The 22,130-nt window shown below is 67.4% G+C and carries 19 protein-coding genes; 11 read left to right on the top strand and 8 right to left on the bottom strand.

What is annotated here, in order from left to right; genetic code table 11:
• Positions 1 to 68: 68 nt before the first annotated feature.
• Positions 69 to 826, bottom strand: a protein-coding gene (locus EIP85_RS15645; RefSeq protein ID WP_127903147.1) for an IS5 family transposase whose coding sequence is annotated in 2 segments (ribosomal slippage) — positions 69 to 490 and positions 490 to 826 — 759 coding nt in all. Because the reading frame shifts where the segments join, the coding sequence is not laid out codon by codon here.
• A gap of 82 nt (positions 827 to 908) precedes the next feature.
• Between EIP85_RS15645 and EIP85_RS15640 the strand changes: the two genes are divergently transcribed.
• On the top strand, positions 909 to 1,562 hold the full coding sequence (locus tag EIP85_RS15640) for a LysR substrate-binding domain-containing protein (RefSeq protein ID WP_127903146.1): 654 nt from the start codon (positions 909 to 911) through the stop codon (positions 1,560 to 1,562).
• A gap of 250 nt (positions 1,563 to 1,812) precedes the next feature.
• Here EIP85_RS15640 and EIP85_RS15635 read toward each other — a convergent pair whose 3' ends face one another.
• Both EIP85_RS15635 and EIP85_RS15630 read right to left on the bottom strand, forming a co-directional pair.
• The gene (locus EIP85_RS15635; protein WP_127903145.1) at positions 1,813 to 2,430 is read right to left on the bottom strand and encodes an RES family NAD+ phosphorylase; all 618 of its coding nucleotides are present in this window, start codon (positions 2,428 to 2,430) and stop codon (positions 1,813 to 1,815) included.
• Positions 2,431 to 2,441: 11 nt separating this feature from the next.
• Positions 2,442 to 3,113 carry a hypothetical protein gene (locus EIP85_RS15630; protein WP_127903144.1) on the bottom strand — a complete coding sequence of 224 codons (672 nt, stop codon included), beginning with the start codon at positions 3,111 to 3,113 and terminating at the stop codon, positions 2,442 to 2,444.
• Between the two features lie 803 nt (positions 3,114 to 3,916).
• On the opposite strand from EIP85_RS15630, the gene EIP85_RS15625 reads away from it, so the two are divergent.
• Entirely contained in the window at positions 3,917 to 4,678 is a 762-nt protein-coding gene (locus tag EIP85_RS15625) for a CHAP domain-containing protein (RefSeq protein WP_206615555.1), read from the top strand.
• A gap of 310 nt (positions 4,679 to 4,988) precedes the next feature.
• On the opposite strand, the gene ettA is transcribed toward EIP85_RS15625, so the two are convergent.
• Positions 4,989 to 6,644: an energy-dependent translational throttle protein EttA gene (ettA, locus tag EIP85_RS15620; RefSeq protein ID WP_127903143.1), complete on the bottom strand. Its 1,656-nt coding sequence runs from the start codon at positions 6,642 to 6,644 to the stop codon at positions 4,989 to 4,991.
• Between the two features lie 92 nt (positions 6,645 to 6,736).
• A complete protein-coding gene (locus tag EIP85_RS15615; protein ID WP_127903142.1) occupies positions 6,737 to 7,639 on the bottom strand; it encodes a bifunctional helix-turn-helix transcriptional regulator/GNAT family N-acetyltransferase in 903 nt (300 codons plus the stop codon).
• Between the two features lie 109 nt (positions 7,640 to 7,748).
• Between EIP85_RS15615 and EIP85_RS15610 the strand changes: the two genes are divergently transcribed.
• Positions 7,749 to 8,345 (top strand): nicotinate-nucleotide adenylyltransferase, encoded by a 597-nt coding sequence (locus EIP85_RS15610; protein ID WP_127903141.1) that lies wholly within the window; start codon positions 7,749 to 7,751, stop codon positions 8,343 to 8,345.
• On the top strand, positions 8,342 to 9,913 hold the full coding sequence (gene dacB / locus EIP85_RS15605) for a D-alanyl-D-alanine carboxypeptidase/D-alanyl-D-alanine endopeptidase (RefSeq protein WP_241560061.1): 1,572 nt from the start codon (positions 8,342 to 8,344) through the stop codon (positions 9,911 to 9,913). Before EIP85_RS15610 ends, dacB begins: the two co-directional genes overlap by 4 nt.
• 73 nt (positions 9,914 to 9,986) lie before the next feature.
• Here dacB and EIP85_RS15600 read toward each other — a convergent pair whose 3' ends face one another.
• The gene (locus tag EIP85_RS15600; RefSeq protein WP_127903140.1) at positions 9,987 to 10,409 is read right to left on the bottom strand and encodes a tellurite resistance TerB family protein; all 423 of its coding nucleotides are present in this window, start codon (positions 10,407 to 10,409) and stop codon (positions 9,987 to 9,989) included.
• A 119-nt stretch (positions 10,410 to 10,528) separates the two neighbouring features.
• Between EIP85_RS15600 and pepT the strand changes: the two genes are divergently transcribed.
• The 3 genes from pepT (at position 10,529) to EIP85_RS15585 (ending at position 14,641) form a co-directional block, all read left to right on the top strand.
• Positions 10,529 to 11,773: a peptidase T gene (gene pepT, locus EIP85_RS15595; RefSeq protein WP_127903139.1), complete on the top strand. Its 1,245-nt coding sequence runs from the start codon at positions 10,529 to 10,531 to the stop codon at positions 11,771 to 11,773.
• 52 nt (positions 11,774 to 11,825) lie between these two features.
• A complete protein-coding gene (locus EIP85_RS15590) occupies positions 11,826 to 12,977 on the top strand; it encodes a mandelate racemase/muconate lactonizing enzyme family protein (RefSeq protein ID WP_127903138.1) in 1,152 nt (383 codons plus the stop codon).
• Between the two features lie 86 nt (positions 12,978 to 13,063).
• The gene (locus tag EIP85_RS15585; RefSeq protein ID WP_127903137.1) at positions 13,064 to 14,641 is read left to right on the top strand and encodes a lysine--tRNA ligase; all 1,578 of its coding nucleotides are present in this window, start codon (positions 13,064 to 13,066) and stop codon (positions 14,639 to 14,641) included.
• 2 nt (positions 14,642 to 14,643) lie between these two features.
• Here EIP85_RS15585 and EIP85_RS15580 read toward each other — a convergent pair whose 3' ends face one another.
• Positions 14,644 to 15,510 carry a CHAD domain-containing protein gene (locus EIP85_RS15580; protein WP_127903136.1) on the bottom strand — a complete coding sequence of 289 codons (867 nt, stop codon included), beginning with the start codon at positions 15,508 to 15,510 and terminating at the stop codon, positions 14,644 to 14,646.
• A 115-nt stretch (positions 15,511 to 15,625) separates the two neighbouring features.
• On the opposite strand from EIP85_RS15580, the gene EIP85_RS15575 reads away from it, so the two are divergent.
• A complete protein-coding gene (locus EIP85_RS15575; RefSeq protein WP_127903135.1) occupies positions 15,626 to 16,036 on the top strand; it encodes a DUF4864 domain-containing protein in 411 nt (136 codons plus the stop codon).
• A 180-nt stretch (positions 16,037 to 16,216) separates the two neighbouring features.
• Positions 16,217 to 18,508 carry a glycosyl hydrolase family 28-related protein gene (locus EIP85_RS15570; protein ID WP_127903134.1) on the top strand — a complete coding sequence of 764 codons (2,292 nt, stop codon included), beginning with the start codon at positions 16,217 to 16,219 and terminating at the stop codon, positions 18,506 to 18,508.
• A 22-nt stretch (positions 18,509 to 18,530) separates the two neighbouring features.
• Here EIP85_RS15570 and EIP85_RS15565 read toward each other — a convergent pair whose 3' ends face one another.
• Positions 18,531 to 19,025, bottom strand: a complete 495-nt coding sequence (locus EIP85_RS15565) for a HugZ family pyridoxamine 5'-phosphate oxidase (protein WP_127903133.1) — start codon at positions 19,023 to 19,025, stop codon at positions 18,531 to 18,533.
• 412 nt (positions 19,026 to 19,437) lie between these two features.
• Here EIP85_RS15565 and acs point away from each other — a divergent pair, with 412 nt between their 5' ends.
• Positions 19,438 to 21,405 carry an acetate--CoA ligase gene (acs, locus tag EIP85_RS15560; protein WP_127903132.1) on the top strand — a complete coding sequence of 656 codons (1,968 nt, stop codon included), beginning with the start codon at positions 19,438 to 19,440 and terminating at the stop codon, positions 21,403 to 21,405.
• Positions 21,402 to 22,076: an adenylate kinase gene (locus EIP85_RS15555; protein ID WP_127903131.1), complete on the top strand. Its 675-nt coding sequence runs from the start codon at positions 21,402 to 21,404 to the stop codon at positions 22,074 to 22,076. Before acs ends, EIP85_RS15555 begins: the two co-directional genes overlap by 4 nt.
• Positions 22,077 to 22,130 lie beyond the last annotated feature (54 nt).

Raw genomic sequence — 22,130 nt, 5'->3', positions numbered from 1 at the left:
AGATCGTCGCAGCCATCGCACACCGGAAAACTCGGCAACATGTGCAACTGTAGTACTAGGGTCAGGACTCATAGCCAGAACATGACGGTTGCAGCGAGGGTAACGGCGGAGAGGAAGACCTTGGGGCATCTGTCGTAGCGGGTTGCCACGCGCCGCCAGTCTTTAAGCCTACCAAACATGATCTCGATCCGGTTGCGTCGCCTGTAGCGGCGCTTGTCATATTTGACGGGCTTGCCTCGGGACTTCCGGCCCGGGATGCAGGGCTTGATCCCCTTGTCTTGCAGGGCTTCGCGGAACCAATCCGCATCATAGCCCCTGTCCGCGAGCAGCCAGTCGGCCTTTGGCAGACCGCTCAGGAGCGCCGCAGCGCCGGTGTAGTCACTGACCTGCCCGGCCGTCATGAAGAACCGTATGGGTCGCCCGCGGGTGTCGGTGACGGCGTGCAGCTTGGTGTTCATGCCGCCCTTGGTTCGCCCGATCAGCCGACCGCATCCCCCTTTTTCGACCGCAGGCTCGATGCCGTGCGGTGGGCTTTCAGGTAGGTCGCGTCGATCATGATCGTCGTCTTATCGGTTGCTTCCGCGGCCAGCCCCTCGAAGATCCTGGCGAACACGCCCATCTCGCTCCAGCGCTTCCAGCGGTTGTAGAGGGTCTTCGGCGGTCCATATGCGGCCGGCGCATCGCGCCACCGCAAGCCATTGCGATTGATGAAGATTATCCCGCTCAACACGCGCCGATCATCGACCCTTTGCTTGCCATGGCTCTTGGGAAAGAACGGCTGGAGCCGTGCCATCTGCTCATCGGTCAGCCAGAAAAGATTGCCCATCATGCCCCCGTCAGTTCGGGAGCGTGAATCACGCCGGCAGAACGACCGCAAGCCGATTAATGGGTCCTGACCCTACGGAGAGTTGGGGCAGTCCGGATCGGGGCTGATCTCGATCGCCTGCATTCCTACTGCGGCCTTCTACTTCCTGCCCGAAGTGATCCGGCGCTTCGGCTTGCGGCATCCCAAGATCCGGTTCCGGGTCATGGACCTTCCGGCAAACCAATGCATTGACGCCGTCGCCGCCGGCGAGGTGGAATTCGGAATCAGCCTGATCAGCACCTCGAATACCGATCTGGATTTCGTCCCGCTCGCCGAGGATCCCTTCGTGCTCGCCGCGCGGCGCGAACACCGGCTGATGCGGCGCAAGTCTGTCCGGTGGGAAGAACTGGCCGGCGAGCAGATCATCTCCGTCCACCGGTCGAGCGCAAACCGCCTGCTTCTCGACGCGGCGCTCGGCCGTGTAAACGTACGCCTGGATTGGAAGTACGAGGTGACGCATCTGTCGACCTCGCTCGGCCTGGTCGAGGCGGGGCTCGGGATCGCTGTCCTGCCGCGGATGGCCACCCCGATCGACGAGCATCCGATCCTGATGACGCGCCCGGTTGTCGATCCCACGATCACCCGTACAATCGGCATCGTTCGCAGGCGGAATGCCTCGCTTTCGCCGGCGGCGGAGAGGTTTCACGAACTCCTGCTCAACGAATGGGGCAAGGCATTTCAGGGTAATGCGAGTTGATATGTCTACCATTGAAACGTCACGCGCTGAGGGGCCAGAGCCGTAGTCCAGAGATTACGCGGGCACTGCGCCTTCTTCCTAAATAAATGCCCAATGGGGCTCCAACCCCGCGAGAGAAATGGGGCCACTCCAGCGCTAACAGAAATGCTGTTCTCACTCAGTAGGCGACTTGCGCGATCGGAAGCAGCTTTGCGAGCTTCCGGAGGTTCTGTGCAGTGGCTGCGAGGTGGAATTCATCGCTTGCGCAAAGCTATCGAGCAATAATGAAACCTGCACGGCGGCCGGCCGCGGCGATGTCATCGAGAAGCGATGGATCGGAACGGACCTCACGGGTCATGGACGTGGTGAAATCCGTGGTGCGGACCCGGCCTTCGAAAAACAGCATGGCCTGAGCCGAGTTGTCCCGGATCGAAGTCCAGATCAGGCCATCTGCGCCGGGGTTGTCTTTCCAGATTTGCGCGGCAAGGGCCTGGCAGAACCCGTAGGAGGAGAGGTTCGGCGAGAAAACTTCTCGTGGGTCGAGCCCCCAGCCGATGAGCTCCGGTGAGAAGAGTGGAACCAGTGCCATGTCCCGTCGGGGTTCGATCGCACTTGCGCCGCGATCGTCCAGGGTCTGCCGCGGGATTGTTGCATAGGGGGACGGTATGCCACGGAAGATCGTCTCATAGGCGGCGCCATCGAGACTTGTCGCGGCATAGAAGGTTGGAACGCAGGTCTCGCCGTCGCGGAGCGGGGTGAACCGTGTCTCAGGGCCCTGGCAAGGGTTGAAGCTTGCCCCGGGGTAGTCGATGTGATGCACGCGGTGGAGCGAGGTTCCGGCAGGAACCACGGTCATGCGGGCGACCTGGGCTGGGACGGGAACCTTCATAGGGACCCGTCTTAGCCGATCGGAAGCGCGCCGGCATGCCGGGCCGCCTCGAGGACGCTGCGGTCTCCGGTCTGGATGAGATCGATGGGCTTTCGGCCGTCAAGACGGAAGTCTTCTGCAACCAGCCAGAAGGCGCGCTGCCAGGAGGTCAGGTCTTGCGGCAGGGTAGCCAGGACCTCTTTCAGGAGTGGCCAGGGCCTGCCGTCGGCGTCGAACTGGAACGCCGGAAACAGATCGCGCCCGCGGTAGCTGAGCGACAGGATCCGCCCCGCCCGCTTCCAGGATGCGGCGGTCTGGGCCGCGTTCTTGCTGGTATGGCCAGCGCGGGCGTGGATCGCCGCACTGGTCAGGACGGGGAATTCTTCCAGAAACCTGGTGCGGATCTCTGCATTGTCGACATCGATCCCTGCCTCGGCCTCATCGAAGGGGTCGAGGTCGAGCATACCGTCCATCATTGCATCGATCCGCTGTTCACGCCGGTTTGCACGCTTGTCTTCGATGAGACGGGTGAAGTGACGCAGAACCCCTCGGCCGATCCGCAGTGCGGCGGGGCTCTGGAACTCGAGGATCAGGGGATTTCGTGCACTACCAAGATGTTGTGCGACATCTGCCGTGGAAAGCGTCAGATCCTTGCCGTCTGACTGGATGAGGTGGATAGCTTGCTTCATCGCCCCGGCCTCCATTGGTACCCGCCCTGATAGCGGACGGTGATTCCGCATATAACGTAACACAATATGCCGAATATGCAATCCTCTCCTTTCCCGAGCGCGGTGCTTGAACAAGAAGCGCGGCCGAACTCGTGTCGCAGGACCAAGGGATTGACGCTGCGCCATAGAAGAGACGCGGCGCGACCAAGGGGCTGCACCTACGGAGGGGCCGAAGCGAAAGTTCACCCCGTTCGCTGCGCTGCGGACGCAGATGCAAGCGGAACAATCTCGGCGGCTCGCGGGATCGGCTCGCCAGCGGATGTCGACCTTGCCCTTCTCTGCGAGGCGCGTCCCGTGTCCACCTTGGTCGCTCCGCGGAAAACCTACCGTTTCGCGCACAAACGAAGCGCCGGGCTGGATCACCAAGGGTTCGACCTTCGTCCCGCAATTTGGTTCTTTCGGTTGTGCTGCGAAAAAGTCTCACCGGCGTCCCAGGCTCTGCGTCGGATCGGGCCCGGGGGTGGTGCGGTGACTGCGCAGCTTGTTGCGGTGGTTGGGGCGAGGCAGAGCCTGGCCTTTCGGGTGCTGTCTGTCCCGTCCGCGCCATCGAAGTTCGTAAAACGATCATGGAACCCTGCCTCGGCGCCGATCCGCCGGGTGGGTGTGCGGAACCGTGCCGATGCTCGGGGTGCCGCGATCACGGGGTGAAACGTCCCGCTTGAGCTGGACCGGTCCTTGCCGGCATGAAGCCTGGAGTGTCGAGAGATATCGACCGACCGGCCCGGGTTACGGGTCTTCCGCAAAGCGGGTGGGGCAACGACCCCCGAGGGACGAGCGATATGAAGTTGACGACGGTTTCGAGGTGGATCTGTGCGGGTGCAGCGGGGCTTTGGCTTGCAATGCCGGGCCCGGCGGCGGCGCTGCTCGGCGGGGTGCCGGGGCCATTGCATCCGGCGCATCCGGAGCAGGCCCCGGTCCATACCGCGGCGCTGGCGATGGCGCGCCCGGCAGGCGCGCAGGCGATCGGATCCGTCGTGCCGCAGCCGCGGCCGCAGCGCGCGTCCTATCAGCTGGCGCCCTCGGCCTCTCTGCGACCCGCACCGCGGCCGGCGACGCTGCGGCAGGTCGTCCGCAGCCGGCCCGCGCCGCCGGTGCCGCTGAACGAGATCGTGGCCGAGACCAAGCCGGGCCTGCCGCGGGCTGTGCAGAAGGGCTGGCATCACTGGATCTGGTGCGTGCCCTACGTGCAGGCGATCACCCATATCGACATCCATGCCGACGCCTGGCAGTGGTGGAGCCGTGCCGCGCACCGCTATGCCCGCGGGAAAGAGCCCGCGCCGGGGGCAGTGCTGACCTTCCGGCCGATCCACCGGATGCCGCTGGGCCATGTCGCCGTGGTCGCGCAGATCAAGAGCCCGCGCGAGGTGCTGGTGAACCAGGCGAACTGGGTCCCCAATACCGTGACCATGGACACGGCGGTGATCGACGTGTCGGCGAAGAACGACTGGTCCGAGGTGCGGGTACAGAACCTCGACGGGTCTTTCGGCGGGGTCTATCCGACCTTCGGGTTCATCTACGACGGCCCGCCCCGGAAGGGGTAAGGGACGGGCCCGGCCCATCGGTGAGGCGGGAGAGGTGAAGGTGCGCAATCAATGCGCACCCTACGGGTTGCAACGGTCGCGGGGATGCCAGTTGCCTATGCTCGAGGGCGCGGTAGCTTGTCCCGTTTCCCTCAACAAGCCAACCGCTTCGGCAATTTCGACCGATTCCAGACCAAAGAGACAGCCGTGGCGTGCGGGGATGATTTCAGGACGATGATTCTGGCGCACGCGGGCGCGAGACCGATCGGTCGCTCCTTAAGGGGGGGCGGCTTCGGTGCCGCCCCTTTCGCCTTCCTGTGCAGGCGCCCCCCTACCGCGTGAACTTCTTGTACTTCACCCGCTTCGGCTCCACCGCGTCGGGCCCGAGGCGGCGGATCTTGTCTTCCTCGTAGGCCTCGAAGTTGCCCTCGAACCATTCGACATGGGCGTCGCCCTCGAAGGCGAGGATGTGGGTGCAGAGGCGGTCGAGGAAGAAGCGGTCGTGCGAGATGATGAGGGCGCAGCCGGCGAAATCCTCGATGGCGTCCTCGAGGGCGCGGAGCGTTTCCACGTCGAGGTCGTTGGTCGGTTCGTCGAGCAGCAGCACGTTGCCGCCGGAGCGCAGGAGCTTGGCCATGTGGACGCGGTTGCGTTCGCCGCCGGAAAGGAGGCCGACCTTCTTCTGCTGGTCGGAGCCCTTGAAGTTGAAGGCCCCGGTATAGGCGCGGGAGTTCATCTCCGCGTCGCCGAGCTGGATGATGTCGAGCCCGTCCGAGATCTCCTCCCACACCGTCTTGTCGGCCTCGAGCGCGTCGCGGGACTGGTCGACGTAGCTCAGATGCACCGTGTCGCCGAAGCTGACCGTGCCCTCGTCGGGCTGCTCCTGCCCGGTGAGCATGCGGAAGAGCGTGGTCTTGCCGGCGCCGTTCGGGCCGATGATGCCGACCACGGCCCCGGGCGGAATGGAGAACGACAGGTTCTCTACCAGAAGCTTGTCGCCCATGTGCTTCTTCAGCCCCTCGACCTCGATCACCTTGGAGCCGAGGCGCTCGCCGTTGGGGATGACGATCTGGGCGGTGGAGATGCGGTCACGCTCGGACTGCTGGGCGAGCTCGTTGTACTTGTTGATCCGGGCCTTCTGCTTGGCCTGCCGGGCCTTGGCGCCGGCGCGGATCCATTCGAGTTCCTTGTCGAGCGTCTTCTGGCGCGCCTTGTCGTCGCGGGCTTCCTGCAGCAGGCGCTTGGCCTTCTGGTCGAGCCAGGAGGAATAGTTGCCCTCGTAGGGGATGCCGCGGCCGCGGTCGAGTTCCAGGATCCAGCCGGTGATCTCGTCGAGGAAGTAACGGTCGTGGGTGACGATCAGGATCGTGCCCTTGTACTCGATCAGGTGTTTCTGCAGCCAGGCGATGGTCTCGGCGTCGAGGTGGTTGGTCGGTTCGTCGAGCAGCAGCATGTCGGGCGCGTCGAGCAGCAGCTTGCAGAGCGCGACGCGGCGCTTTTCACCGCCGGAGAGCGTTGTGACATCGGCATCGTCCGCCGGGCAGCGCAGCGCCTCCATCGCGACGTCGACCTGGCTGTCGAGATCCCAGAGGTTCTCGGCGTCGATCTCGTCCTGAAGCTGGGCCATCTCCTCGGCGGTCTCGTCCGAGTAGTTCATGGCGAGTTCGTTGTAGCGCTCGAGCTTGGCCTGCTTGGCCGCGACGCCGAGCATGACATTGCCGCGGACGTCGAGCTTCGGGTCCAGCTCCGGCTCCTGCGGGAGGTAGCCGACGCGGGCGCCCTTGGCGGCCCAGGCCTCGCCCTGAAAATCCTTGTCCATCCCGGCCATGATGCGCAGGAGGGTGGACTTACCGGAGCCGTTGACGCCGACGACGCCGATCTTCACGCCGGGCAGGAAATTGAGGCGGATGTTCTCGAAGCATTTCTTGCCGCCGGGATAGGTCTTGGAGACGCCATCCATGTGGTAGACGTATTGATAGGAAGCCATGGGAACCCTCGGGAATGCGGTTTGGCCCTCATCTATGGGAGATGGGGACGAAGGGCAATGCGGGCGGGGTTTTCGCGTCGGGCGGCGGGGCCTCAGTCCAGGCCCTTCTCGAACCAGTGCTGGGCGTAGGGTTCATCGTTGAACGCCGGGACCTCTGCCCAGCCGGTGCGGCGGTAGAGGGCGATGGCCTCTGCCAAGGCGCGGTTGGTATCGAGGCGGAGCGTGGTGATGCCGAGGGCACGGGCGCGGGCCTCTGCCGCCGCCATCAGCCGGCGGGCGAGGCCCTGGCCGCGGGCGGAGGGGGCGATCCAGAGCCGCTTGATCTCGGCCACGGGGCCGCCGTCGCCCTTCAGGCCGACGCAGCCGACGGGCTGGCCGTCGGAAAGGGCCAGAAGGAAGCTGCCGCGCGGGGGGCGCATGTCGGGGGCCGCGGGGTCGCGGCTGAGGGTGACGTCGAAGCCTGCCTCGAACCGGCGGGCCAGTTCGGCGTAGTAGGCTGCGAGGCAGGCGCGGGCCGCGGGCGCGGCGGGATCGGCCTCCGCGATCTCCGTGCGGTCGTGGAGAAGGGCGGTGGCGACGAGGTCCATCGCGGCCAGAAGCGCGGGAGCGGTGCGGCCGAGCCCGGAGAGGAGCGCCTCTGCCCGGCGGTCGGAGAGGCGGTCGTAGGCGGCGATCTCGCGCAGCCCGGCGGCGGTGGGGCGGGCGAGGCGTCGGCGGCGATCCGCCGGGTCGGGGGCGAGCGTGACGAGGCCCTCGGCCTCCAGCCCGCGCAGGAGGCGGCTCATCAGGCCGGAATCGAGCCCCAGTTCGGCGCGGACGGCGGAGACGTCACGGCCGTCGCGACCGATCGCGCAAAGCGCGCGGGCGGCGCCGAGCGGGCGGCCACGGCCAAGGAAGGAAGCATCCAGCGCGCCCGCCTCGCGCGTGACGGCGCGGTTGAAGCGGCGGATGCGGGCGATGTCGGCGGGGTCCGGGGCTGGGCCAGTGTTTGGCATGATAGCTGACTTTAGTCAGATAATTGTGATCGGCAAGTGGAAAGCGAAGCCTGCGTTGACAGGGACGCGGGGCGCAGGGAGAAAGGCGCGACGGGGTCCGAGGGACAAGATGCAGGGATTACCGCAGGCGCGGGCAGGAATGGCGATCGGGCTGCTGGGCGGCTCGTTCGATCCTGCACATGCCGGCCACCTCCATATCAGCCGCGAGGCGCTGAAGCGGCTCGGGCTGGACCGGGTGTGGTGGCTGGTCTCGCCCGGCAACCCGCTGAAGCCCATGCCACCGGCGCCGATGGCGCGGCGGATGGCGGCGGCGCGGCGGCGCGTGGCGGGCGATCCGCGGATCGTGGTCAGCGATCTCGAGGCACGGCTGGGGACCCGTTATACAGGCGAAACGCTGGAACGATTGATGGCGCTCTATCCGGGCGTCACCTTCGTCTGGCTCATGGGAGCAGACAATTTGGCTCAATTCCATCTCTGGGAGCGCTGGCGGTGGCTTCTGGATCATGTCCGGATCGCGGTTCTGGCGCGGCCGGGCGTCGAGGGGCTGGTGGCGCGTGCGGCGCCGGCGGCGCGGCGCTACGCGTCGGCGCGGGTCGCGCCCGGGCGGCTTCTGGCCGCGGCGCCACCGGCATGGTGCTACCTGAATGCGCCGCGCCAGGACGTGTCGTCGAGCGCGATCCGCGCCCGCGGGGAGTGGCGCGCATGAAGGGCGGGTTGTCCGGGCGCGCCGGCTCTGGTTTTCTGGCGGGCATGATGGAGGGGGATATCCGGGTCTCGCGGCGCTGGCTGCTGGGCGGGCTGGCGGCGGGGGCCGCGGGTGCGGCCGCGCCGGCCCTGGCGCTGGACAAGGCGGCGCCGAGGATCAGCCTGCGGCCCGCTCCGCGTCCGGGGGACGGGGCGTCCGCCGCCTCGGCTCACCTGCGGGCGGAGCCCGCGTCGGAGATCATCGCAAGGGCGCGACTCGGCGGCGAGGTGGGCTATGCCGTCGTCGATGCCAAGACGGGGGCGGTCCTGGAATCCGCCGGCGCCGCGGACGCGCTGCCGCCGGCGAGCACGACGAAGACGCTGACCACCGTCTATGCGCTGGAGACGCTGGGGCCGGATTACCGCTTCACCACCCGCGTTCTGGCCACCGGGCCGGTCGCGAACGGCGTGGTGCAGGGCGATCTTGTACTGGCCGGCGCCGGCGACCCGACGCTTCTGACCGACGATCTGGGCGATATGGCCGCGGCGCTGAAGAAGGCCGGCATCACCGGCATCACGGGGCGGTTCCTCGTCGCGGACGGGGCGTTGCCCTCGGTCTCCGTCATCGATCCGACGCAGCCGGTGGAGGCGGGCTACAACCCCGGCATCTCCGGCATCAACCTGAACTTCAACCGGGTCCATTTCGGCTGGAAGAAGCAGGGCTCGGGCTGGGCGGTGGAGCTGAACGCGCCGGGCAACCGGTTTACCGCCCCGGTCACGGTGGCGCGGATGACCGTCGCGGACCGGCGCACGCCGCCCTACACCTATGCCCGGCAGGGCGGGGTAGAGGAGTGGACGGTGGCCTCGTTCCTTCTTGGCCGCGGCGGCAACCGATGGCTGCCGGTGCGGGCGCCCGCGCCCTATGCGGGCGATGTCTTCCGCGCGCTGGCGCTGGCCGAGGGTGTCCGCCTTCCCATGGCGGTGCTGACCGACGCCACCCCGGCGGGGACCGAGCTTGCCCGCCACGAGAGCGACGATCTGCGCACGATCCTGCGGGTGATGCTGAAATACTCGACCAACGTCACCGCTGAGATCGTCGGGATGACGGCAAGCACCAAGCGCGGCGGGCCGGTGACGAGCCTTGCCGACTCCGCCAAGCGGATGACCGACTGGGCCAAGGCGCGCTTCGGCTTCGACATCACGCTGATCGACCATTCCGGCCTGGGGATCGAGAACCGCGCCACCCCGGCCGATTTCGTGCGCCTCCTGCAGGCGGCGCAGTCGGTCGGGCTGCGCGAGATCCTGAAGCCCTACCTGATGCTCGACCATCGCGGCGACATCATGCGCCACACCAAGATCAAGGTAGATGCCAAGTCCGGCACGCTGGATTTCGTCTCCAACCTTGTCGGCTACGAGACAACGGCGAAAGGGCGGGAGCTGATCTTCGCCATCCTCACGGGCGACGTGCCGCGCAGCGAGGCGGTGCCGGCGGACCAGCGCGGCCGCCCGCCGGGGGTGCGGGCCTGGACCGGGCGCGCGCATATGCTGCAGCAGGGGCTGATGCAGCGCTGGGCCGCGGTCTACGACTGAGGCCAGGGACAGGGAGAAGGCCCGCGGCACGCGCCGCGGGCGGCCTCCAAACCCGCCAAACCCGGGACGGGGATCAGGCGGAGATGAACCGGGCCCGGGCGCCGCGTTCGATCGCGGCGGCGTGGAGGCGGTCGAGGTTCAGCTCTTCCCGGATCTCCTCCAGCAGCCGCAGCTCCGCCTGGCCCAGCTTGCCGTCGGAGGCGGCGATGTCGCAGGCCAGCGCGTAGGCCGTCTCGTTCAGCCGCTCGGGGAGCGCGTCGCGCAGAAGGCCGAAGAGCGCGTCGAGGCCGTCTTCCTCTTCCAAGAGGTCGAAGACGATCTCGGACACGCGGCGGATGCGGTCCTTGTCGTAGCCCGAGAAGACGGGCAGGACCGTGACCACGCCCTCGATCATCACCAGCTCGACCGTCCGGATATTCTCGTCGGAGGCGGAGACGGCAATCATCAGCGCGACGAGCGCGTCCTGGGCGGTGAGGGAGGCGGTATCGAGGCTCATGGCGGTTCTCCAGCTGGCGCGGGCAAGATAGAGGCGGGGCGCGCGCCGGGCAAGGGCGGGGGCCTTGACTTCCGCCGGGCGAGCGGACCATCTGCCGGAAAACACAGGGGGAAGGGGCCATGGAAAACGGGTTCAATCAGGAACTTGAGGAGCGGCTCGTCCGCTATGCGGCGATCGACAGCCAGAGCGACGACGAGGGCGCGGGCGCGCCCAGCACCGCGATCCAGCTCGATATCCTCAGGCTCCTGGAGACGGAGCTGAAGGCGATCGGCGCCGCGGACGTCACGCTGACCGATTACGGCGTCGTCCTGGCCACCATCCCGGGCACCGCGCCGGGGCCGACGGTGGGGCTTCTGGCCCATGTTGACACCGCACCCCAGTTCAACGCGACCGGCGTCAAGCCGCGCGTGGTGCGGGGCTACAACGGCGGCGAGATCACCTTCCCCGATGATCCGGCGCTGGTGCTGTCGCCCACCGAGTTCCCCTATCTTGCCGAGAAGGTCGGCCACGATATCGTGACCGCCTCGGGCACGACGCTGCTGGGCGCGGACGACAAGGCGGGTGTCGCCATCATCATGACCGCGGCTCGGCACATGCTGGAGCATCCGGAGATCCCGCACGGGCCGGTGCGCATCGCCTTCACCCCGGACGAGGAGATCGGCCGCGGCGTGACCAGCCAGCTGCCGAAGGACCTCGGCGCGGATTTCGCCTATACGTTCGACGGCGGCGCGGTGGGCGAGATCGAATACGAGAGCTTCTCGGCCGACGCGGCGGAGATCACCGTCGCCGGCGTCTCGATCCATCCGGGCCAGGCCAAGGGCAAGATGGTGAATGCGATCCACCTCGCCTCCAAGATCATCGCGACGCTGCCGCAGGCGACGATGACGCCGGAGGTGACGGACGCGCGCGAGGGCTTCATCCATGCGACCGAGATGGTCGGCGGCTCCTCGGCGATGAAGATCAAGTTGATCATCCGGGATTTCGAGCTGGACGGGCTGGCCGCCAAGGGTGCGCTGCTGAAGCAGGTCTGCGAGACGGTGCAGGCGGGCGAGCCGCGGGCGCAGATCGCCTGCGCGATCCGGCCGCAGTATCGCAACATGCGTTACTGGCTGGAAAACGACATGACGCCGGTGGAGCTGGCGCGGGATGCGGCGCGGGAGATGGGGATGGAGCCGGTCTCCGTCCCGATCCGGGGCGGCACCGACGGGTCGCGCCTGACCGAGATGGGGGTTCCGACGCCGAACCTCTTCACCGGGATGCAGAACATCCACGGGCCGCTGGAATGGATCTCGGTCCAGGACATGGCGCAGACGACGGAATTCTGCCTGACGCTGCTGCAGAAGGCGGCCGAGGCCGGCAGGTAAGCCAAGTCGCGGGCCTTCCGGGGCCCGCGCATCGCAGCCAGGGAGTGTCGCCATGAGCCGGATCGCGCGTCTTGAGACCTTCGCCAACGAGTTCGTGGCCTTCGTAAGGGTCACGACGGACGATGGCGCCTTCGGCTGGGGCCAGACCTCGACCTACAACGCCGATATTACCGCGCAGGTGTTCCACCGCCAGATCGCGCCCTGGGCGCTGGGCGCGGAGGCGGGCGATATCGCCGGCCTCGTGCGGCTGATCGAGCGGAAGGAGCACAAGTTCCCCGGCTCCTACCGATGCCGGGCGCTTGCCGGACTCGACACCGCGCTCTGGGACCTGAAGGGGCGGCAGGAGGGCAAGCCGGTGGTCTCGCTTCTGGGCGGGACGCCGGGCAGGCTGCGGGCCTATGCCTCTTCGATGAAGCGGGACATCACGCCGGAGGCGGAGGCCGAGCGGATGAACCGGCTGATCGGCGAGCAGGGGTTCGACGCAATCAAGTTCCGCATCGGCGCGGAGTGCGGGCAGGACGTCGACGAATGGCCGGGCCGGACCGAGGCGATCATCGCCCATATGGCCCGGGCGTTCGGCGGCTCGGTGGAGATGCTGGTCGACGCCAATTCCGGCTTCTCGGTGCGCCGGGCGGTCGAGGTGGGGCATCTGCTGCAGGACAGCGGCATCGGCCATTACGAAGAACCCGTGCCCTATTGGGAGCTGGAGGCCTCGGCCGAGGTCGCCGCCGCGCTGGAGATCGATGTGACCGGCGGCGAGCAGGACTGGGACCTTGCCACCTGGCGGCGGATGATCGCGCTGCATTCCGTCGACGTGGTGCAGCCCGATGTGATGTACATGGGCGGGATCGCCCGCAGCCTTTTGGTGGCGGAGATGGCCGCGGAGGCGGGGATGACCTGCACGCCGCATGCCGCGAACCTTTCGCTGGTCACGCTTTGCACGATGCACCTGCTGAAGGCTTTGCCGAATGCGGGCAAGTACCTGGAGTTCTCGATCGAGGGGGACGACTACTACCCCTGGCAGCGGGACCTCTTCCTTGGCACCCCCTTCGCGGTGGAGGGCGGGCATGTGACCGTTTCCGAAGCGCCGGGCTGGGGGGGGGAGGTCAACCCGGAGTGGCTGGAGCGGGCCACTTACACCGAGAGCGCGCTCGACAGTTTCCGGCCATCGGCCTATGGCGCGCTCTACCACAAGCGGGGCTGAGGCGCGGCCATATTGACCTCCGGGGGCTGCTCGCCTAGGGAACGGGCCTTGCGGGCAAGGGGCCCGCGCTAAGGAAAGCCTGCCGAATGAGCGCCCTGCGTGAAGCTGCGATGTCGTCGAAAGCCTGGCCCTTCGAAGAGGCGCGGCGGATCCTCAAACGCTACGAGGCGGCGCCACCGGAAAAGGGCTATGTCCTGTTCGAGACTGGCTACGGCCCCTCCGGGCTGCCCCATATCGGCACCTTCGGCGAGGTCGCGCGGACCTCGATGATCCGGCGGGCGTTCCAGGAGATCTCGGACATCCCGACGCGGCTTCTGGTCTTCTCGGACGACATGGACGGCATGCGCAAGGTGCCCGACAACGTGCCGAACCCGGCGATGCTGAAGGAGAACCTGCAGCGGCCGCTGACCTCGGTCCCCGACCCGTTCGAGAAGTTCGAGAGCTTCGGACACCACAACAACGCCATGCTGCGGCGGTTCCTTGACACCTTCGGGTTCGAGTATGAATTCGCCTCGGCCACCGACTACTACAAGACCGGCAAGCTGGACGCAGTGCTGCTGAAGGCCGCCGAGCGCTATGACGACATCATGGCGATCATGCTGGCCAGCCTGCGCGAGGAGCGGCAGGAGAGCTATTCCTGCTTCCTGCCGATCAGCCCGAAGTCGGGCCGCGTGCTCTACGTGCCGATCAAGCATGTCGACGCCAAGGCCGGCACCGTCACCTTCGACGACGAGGACGGCGACGAGATCACGCTGCCCGTCACCGGCGGCCATGTGAAGCTGCAGTGGAAGCCTGATTTCGGCGCCCGCTGGGCGGCGCTTGGCGTCGATTTCGAGATGTACGGCAAGGACCACTCCACCAACACGCCGATCTATGACGGGATCTGCGAGGTGCTGGGCGGCCGCGCGCCGGAGCATTTCACCTACGAGCTTTTCCTCGACGAGAACGGGCAGAAGATCTCGAAGTCGAAGGGCAACGGGCTGACCATCGACGAATGGCTGACCTACGCCTCGACCGAGAGCCTGAGCTACTACATGTTCCAGAAGCCGAAGACGGCGAAGCGGCTTTATTTCGACGTCATCCCGAAGGCGGTGGACGAGTATCACCAGCAACTGCGCGCCTATCCGGAGCAGGATGCGGCGGGCAAGCTGGCCAATCCGGTCTGGCACATCCATGGCGGCACCCCGCCGGAGAGCCGGATGGTGGTGCCGTTCTCGATGCTTCTGAACCTCGCAAGCGTCGCGGGGGCCAGCGACAAGTCCGGCCTCTGGGGCTTCATCAAGCGCTATGCGCCCGAGGCCTCGCCCGAGGCGAACCCGGATCTGGACCAGGCGGCGGAATTCGCGGTGCGATATTTCCGCGACTTCGTGGCGCCGACACGGGCCTTCCGCGCGCCCGATGCGAGGGAAAAGGCCGCGATGGAGGATCTGGTCGCGCGGCTGAAGGCCGAGGGCGACACGCATGACCCCGAGGAGCTGCAGAACATCGTCTATGCCGTCGGCAAGGAGCACGGGTTCGAACCGCTCCGCGACTGGTTCAAGGCGCTTTACGAGGTCTGCCTGGGCGCCAGCCAGGGGCCGCGCTTCGGTGGCTTCATCGCGCTCTACGGCGTGGCGGAATCGATCGCGCTGATCGAGGCGGGGATAGCCGGCAAGCTGGGCTGATCTCAGCCCGCTTCGGCCTGCCAGATCGCCCACCAGGCGCACCAGCGTTCGGCCAGATCGCTCGGGTCGCCCGCGAACAGGCGGGCGGCGCGGGGCAGCGCCGCGAGCATCAGCCGGTCGTGCCGGGTGCGGGCAAGGGCGAGGGCGGCCTCGCGCTCTGCCTCGGGCAGGTCGATCCGGGACAGGGCCTCGGTGAAGACGGCGATGTCGTTCACCAGGCCGAGGGTCTCGCCGAGCGCGTCGGCCACCGCGCAGTGCGGCTCCAGCATCTCGGGCCAGAGCGGGATAAGAAGACGAGACTGGTAGAGGTGGTCCTTCACCCGCTTGCGGAGCGTGTGGATCGCCGGGCTGTCGGGGTCGTGCAGGACCTCGCGGAGCGCCGTCTTGGCTTCGCGGAGGGTGGCGGCGAGGCCCGCCTCCAGCACGCTATCCCCCTCGCCTGCGAGCTTCAGCTTCTTCAGGGCGCGGCGGGCTTCCACGAGGTCGGCGTGGCAGGTCGCCAGGGCCACTTCGGCGGCCTCGGGCGCAAGGATCGGCGCGGCCGCAAGGGCGGCGCGGATCGCCGGGAAGCCGCGGGGGGAGAGGGCATCGAGCGTGTCGAGCAGGACGGCCGCGTCGCGCAGGCCGCCGACGCGGCCGGCGGCATCCCGCAGCAGCGCATCGAGCGCCGCATGATGCGGAAGGCCCGGGCGGAGGAGGCGGAGCAGCGCGCGGAGCTTCTTCACGCACTTGCGGATCTCGTGGACGGCCTCGGCCTGCGGCAGGCTGGGGCGGTCGATCTGGTCGAGGGCGTGGCCTACCTGCTCCAGCGCGATGCGGCGGGCGCCGCGCGCGAGTGTCCGGTCTTCCAGCGCGAAGGCATAGGCCACGGGGCAGCTCCTTTCACCGCAGTCTAGCGCGGGGCGGGGCGCGCGGGAATGGCCGCGCGCTTGCCGCGATGTCGCGGCGGGCTATCTTCTGGGCCACGCGGAGACGGAGGCCGGTATGAGACGGATGCTTGTCGTTGCGATGCTTTTCGGGCTGGCAGGCAGCACGCCGGCGCTGGCCCAGCCCGCGCAGGGCGCGATCCGGGCCGTGATCGGCGACCAGATCGCGGCGTTCCGGGCGGACGACCTCGAACAGGCGTTCACCTATGCCTCGCCGACGATCCGGGGGATCTTCCAGACACCGCAGAATTTCGGCGCCATGGTTCAGGGCGGCTATCCGATGGTCTGGCGCCCGTCGCGGGTGACCTACCTCGGCCTGCGCCGGCAGGACGGCGCCGAGGTGGAGCGGATTCTGGCGGTCGATGCGGCGGGGCGGGGATGGCTGCTCGACTACCGCATGGTCAAGGTCGGCGGCGCTTGGAAGATCGACGGCGTCTGGCTGGTGCCGCAGACCGGCGCGGGGGTCTGAGTCCCGGGCGGCGTGCGCCCGGTTAACCAATCACCAAGGTTGGATTGCTAGCTCTCGGGTCTGGGCAGTCGGCCCGGTGCGACGTCATCATGAGAACGCGATGATACTTTGCGCTGGGCCTCTGCCCGGCGCCGCGCGCCCGGTCCGGCCGCCCGCGAAGGGCGAGACGAGGGGGCAATCATGGACATTACCATCACCGACGGCGTGGCGCTGATGCCGGCGCCGTTTTCGGCCGGGCTCGGGGTCTGGTCCTACGAGGACGGAACGCCGGGCTCCGGCAGCTACGACAGCCAGCCGAACACGGCCTATGTGCCGGCGGACCAGGATTTCGCGGGCTGCCTGGAACTGACCAAGACATCGGCCACGCAGAAGCTGCGCTACACCGGTGACACGCCAATGCTGCCGGGGGTCTACCTGCGGATCAGCGCGCGGGTGAAGGCCATGTCGGGCAATCTGCCGACGGTCCGGATCGGCGCCTGGGCGGGCAATGGCGCGGGCGCGGTGAGCACGGTCCCGCTCGCCGGTCCGCAGGTTACACTGAGCGCCTATGGCGAGGTGGTGGAGGTGGCCGCCATCGTCGGCGTCGGCAACCGGCAGGGCGTCGACATGCCGTGGGGCACGGCGCCGACCTTCGGGCACTTCGGGCTGGACCTGACGGGGCCGACCGGAGGGGTGGTGCGGATCGACGACCTCAGGATCGAGGATGTAACCGGCGTCTTCTCCCGCAAGCTGATGGACTGGGTCGACGTGCGCGACTATGGCGCGAAGGGCGACGGGATCACCGATGATGCCGCGGCCTTCGAGGCGGCGGACGCGGCGGCGGCGGGACGCGCGGTCCTGGTTTCGGCGGGGAGCTACTACCTCGGCTCCAATGTGACCTTCGAGAACCCGGTGCGGTTCGAGGGTGGGATCACCATGCCCGCCGCAATGCGGCTGTCCTGCACGCGGAGCTATGACCTCGACACCTACACGGCGGCGTTCGGATCCGAGATGGAGGGGTTCAAGCGGATGCTGCAGGCCCTGTTCTATTTCACCGATCACTCGGCGCTGGACCTCGGCGGGCGGCAGGTGCAGGTGACCGAGCCGATCGACGTGGCGGCGGTCACGGGCATTTCCGACAGCTTCTCCATCCGCCGGGTGATCAGCAACGGGCAGCTGAGCCTGTCGCCCGGCAGCGCCTGGGACGACGTGACCGCGACGGCGACTGCCTCCTATGACCCGGTGGGCGCGCCGACGACGCTGACGGGGATCGCCAACGCCTCGCAGATCCCGGTGGGGGCGCTGGTGACCGGCACCGGCGTGGGTCGCGAGGTCTATGTCGCGGCGGTGAACGTGGGCGCGGGGACGGTGACGCTGTCGCAGCCGCTCTGGGGCTCGGCCGGGGTGCAGAGCTATTCCTTCCGGCGGTTCAAATACGCGCTCGACTTCTCCGGCATCGCGCGGCTCGACAAGTTCGAGATCACCGATCTGGAATTCGACTGTTCCGGCAACGGATCGGCGGTGATGCTGCCGCCGTCCGGTTCGATTTTCCGCTTTTCCGGCTGCGTCTTCACAAAGCCGAAGGACCGGGCGATCACCTCGATCGGGACCGGCTGCCAGGGCATGCTGATCGACGAGACGCAATTCCTGTCGAACGAGCAGGCGATGCGCGCGCAGGACCGCGCCTCGGTGGCGCTGAACGTGAATGCCAACGACACGAAGATCCGCGACAGCCGGGTCGTGCGGTTCCGGCATTTCGCGGTGCTGAACGGCACCGGCCACACGATGATCGGCAACCATTTCTTCCAGGGCGACGACGAGAGCGACGGCGTGCGGCTGGCGGGCGTGGTGCTGACCGGGCTGAACATCAAGACCACGATCACGGCGAACTACGTCGACAACTGTTTCATCGAATGGTCGAACGAGCATGATCCGGCGCCGGGATTTTCCTCTGAATACTCGTTTGGCGGGCTGACGGTGACCGGCAACCTCTTCACCGCCAACGATGTTGCGCCGAGCTTCCGCTGGATCGTCGTCGCGCCGAAGGGGGCGGGGCATTACATCCAGGGGCTGTCGGTGTCGAACAACGTCTTTCGTACTTTCGCAGGGGCGATCGACCGGGTGGAGATGGTTGATGCCAGTGTCGCGGGGCTGGATTTCTCGCGGCTGCGGAACTGCGTCTTCGAGAAGAACGCCTTCAACGGGGTGAACCAGCAGAGCGTCAGCCCGGTGGCGCTGGAGTTCCAGCAGAACACCGCCGCCTCGGTCTGGACGCTGGATCCGTCCGCTTACCTGCCGTTCGGGGCCTGGGCGCGCACCGTGACCGGGATGGTCGCGGAGGGGGCGATCACGGATGGATCCGGCGCCAAACGCCACGACATGCCCTATGCCCTGACCCAGCAGGGCGCGGGCCGCCAGCAGGTGGCGCTGACCTGGCCTGTGGCGGTGGCGGGCAAGATGCTGGTGACGGCGCGGATCGACAATCCGAACTGAACGCCCGTGGCGCGGCCGCATCTCAGCCGAGGCCGAGGTCTTCCGCGCTCAGCGCATAGGCCTTTCCGAAGCCGCCGTTGAGCGCGGCGCCCTCGGCCTCGAACAACACGAAGCCGAAATCGGCGAAATCGGCGTAGAGCTTCGACTTCGGGTGCTCGGCCAGGTATTTTTCGCGGATCGCGGCATGGGCCGGGTCGTCGCGGGCGACGAAGCGGGCACGGGCGTTGAGCGTCAGGCGCGGATGTGTGAGCGGGTCGCCCCTGGGCCCCGGCTCGCCGATCAGAAGCGCCGCGCGGGGATCGGCGCGCAGGGCGGTGGTGTGCAGCGCAAGGGTCGAGACCAGCGTGACGGGCGCCCCGGACGGCGCGCGGCCGAGCGCGATGCGGCTGACATAGGGCGCGCCGGTTTCGGGGTGCAGCGTCGCCAGCGCGGCGAAGCGGGCCGCGTCGAGAAGCCTTTGGGCGAGGGCGCGGGCCTCGTCATCGGTCGGGCGGATCGGGGAGGCGGGCTCTGGCATGGTGGCGCAAGGCTAGGACCGGGCGGGTCGGGCGGCAATGGGCGATTCGGCCGGGCGCCGGCGGTCGGGGCCCGGGCGGCGGCCGCCCCCCGCCGGCCCACCGGCTGCGGCAAATTCGACCATCGTCGGGGGGCGACCGCGCCGGTGTGGACCGAGGGCGGAATTTTCAGGGCCTGACGTTGCGGCAAGCGTCTGATTTTCCGTGAAAAGGCCAGACGGGTCGCTGCCACTTTTACGAATGCAATTGTATACTTGTGAATATTTTCACAGAAAAAGCTTTTTGTAGAAGAGGGTTATCATATGATTGACAGTCGGCTAGAGTGCGCACCGGCATTCGATCCGGCTTTCCGCCTGGCGGCTGGCTGGGATATGCCCTTGAGGGGGACGGCACTGGCCTGAGGAGGAGGAGCCCATGACCGAGCATTTGAAGGTGGCACCGAAGCTGGTGCCGGAGGCGATCGTCTCCGCAGCGCATGTGACGGCCGCGCAATATGCCGAGATGTACCAGGCCTCGGTCTCTGACCCGGATGCCTTCTGGGGGGAGCAAGGCAAGCGGCTCGACTGGATCACGCCCTTCACCAAGGTGAAGAACACGAGTTTCGAGCTGGGCAAGGTGTCCATCAAGTGGTTCGAGGACGGCGTGCTGAATGTCGCGGCGAACTGCATCGACCGGCATCTGAAGACCCGCGGCACCCAGACCGCGATCATCTGGGAGCCCGACGAGCCGACCGACCCGGCGCTGCACATCAGCTACAACGAGCTTTACGACAAGGTCTGCCGCTTCGCCAACGTGCTGCTGAGCCAGGGCGTGATGCGCGGCGACCGCGTCATCATCTACCTGCCGATGATCCCCGAGGCAGCCTATGCGATGCTCGCTTGCGCGCGGATCGGCGCGATCCATTCGGTGGTCTTCGCCGGCTTCTCACCGGATGCGCTGGCCAACCGGATCAACGACTGCGGCGCCAAGCTGGTGATCACCGCCGACAGCGCGCCGCGCGGCGGGCGGCGGACGCCGCTGAAGGCCAATACCGATGCCGCGCTACTGCATTGCTCGGACAAGGTGCGCTGCCTCGTCGTCAAGCATACCGGCGACCAGATCAGCTGGATCGACGGGCGCGACGTGGACGTCAAATACCTCATGTCCCACGCGGCGCCGGATTGCCCTGCGCGGCCGATGGGGGCGGAGGATCCGCTGTTCATCCTCTACACCTCCGGTTCCACCGGCAAGCCGAAGGGCGTGGTGCATAGCGGGGGCGGCTACCTCACCTATGCCTCGATGACGCATCAATACACGTTCGACTATCATTCGGGCGACGTGTTCTGGTGCGCCGCCGATGTCGGCTGGGTGACCGGGCACAGCTACATCCTCTACGGTCCGCTCGCCAACGGCGCGACCACCGTGATGTTCGAGGGCGTGCCGACCTATCCGGACGCCGGGCGGTTCTGGGCGACGATCGAGAAATACAAGGTCAACCAGTTCTACACCGCCCCGACAGCGATCCGCGCCCTGATGGGGCAGGGACCGGAATGGCCGGCGAAATACGACCTCTCCTCGCTGAAGGTGCTGGGGACGGTGGGCGAGCCGATCAACCCGGAGGCCTGGGTCTGGTACGACGAGCATATCGGCAAGAAGGCTCGCCCCATCGTCGACACCTGGTGGCAGACCGAGACCGGCGGCCACATGATCACCCCGCTGCCGGGTGCGATCGGCACGAAGCCGGGCTCCGCCACGCTGCCCTTCTTCGGGGTGAAGCCCGAGGTGCTGGACGCCAATACCGGCGCCGTCCAGAAGGGCAACGGGGTGGAGGGCGTTCTGTGCATTGCCGACAGCTGGCCGGGGCAGATGCGCACCGTCTGGGGCGATCACGAGCGCTTCGAGAAGACCTACTTCGAGCAGTACAAGGGCTATTACTTCACCGGCGACGGCTGCCGCCGGGACGAGGACGGCTATTACTGGATCACCGGCCGGGTCGATGACGTCATCAACGTCTCGGGCCACCGGATGGGGACGGCCGAGGTCGAAAGCGCGCTGGTCGCCCATGCCAAGGTCGCCGAGGCCGCGGTTGTGGGCTATCCGCACCCGATCAAGGGCCAGGGCATCTACGCCTATATCACCCTGATGCATGGCGAGGAGCCCAGCGACGAGCTGCGCAAGGATCTGGTGAAATGGGTCCGTACCGAGATCGGCCCGATCGCCTCGCCGGACCTGATTCAATGGGCTCCGGGGCTTCCGAAGACCCGCTCGGGCAAGATCATGCGCCGGATTCTGCGCAAAATTGCAGAAAATGACTACGGCGCGCTTGGCGATACCTCGACTTTGGCCGATCCTTCCGTTGTCGATGATTTGATCGACAACCGCATGAATCGGGGGGGTACATGAGCAAGCCGAACACGGCGGTCGTCATTCTTCTCGGCCCGCCCGGGGCCGGGAAGGGCACCCAGGCGCGGATGCTGGAGGAGGGCCATGGCCTCGTCCAGCTCTCGACCGGGGATCTTCTGCGCGGCGCGGTGGCCAAGGGCACGGCGGCAGGGCTTGCCGCCAAGGCGGTGATGGAGGCGGGTGGCCTCGTCTCCGACGAGATCGTGCTGGCGGTCCTGAAGGAGCGGATGGCGGATCCGGACCTGGGTCAGGGCGTGGTGCTTGACGGGTTTCCGCGCAATATCGCGCAGGCCGAGGCGCTGGACGCGCTGCTGGCGGGCATGGGGCAGCGGGTGACCGCGGTCGTCTCTCTCGAGGTCGACGATGCGGCGATGGTGGATCGCGTGGCCGGTCGCTACACCTGCGCGGCCTGCGGCGAGGGCTATCACGATCACTTCAAGCAGCCCGCGGTCGCCGGGACCTGCGACAAATGCGGCGGGACTGAGTTCAAGCGCCGGAGCGACGACAAGGCGGAGACGGTGCGGGCACGGCTCGATGCCTATCACGCCCAGACCGCGCCGCTGATCGCCTATTACGAGGCGCGCGGCGTGCTTGATCGGGTCGACGCCATGGGCTCGATCGAGGAGATCCGCACGGCGCTGGCCCGGGTTCTGGGCAGCGTCGCGGCCTGAGGCCGGGCCCCCTGCGCGGGCGCGTCGGCGAACGCGACGAAACGTCCATTGGCC

This window comes from Solirhodobacter olei (assembly GCF_004010155.1).
Classification (GTDB): Bacteria; Pseudomonadota; Alphaproteobacteria; order Rhodobacterales; family Rhodobacteraceae; genus Solirhodobacter; species Solirhodobacter olei.
Note: the sequence above shows the minus strand (reverse complement) of the source record. Positions and strands in the feature narration are given on the sequence as shown.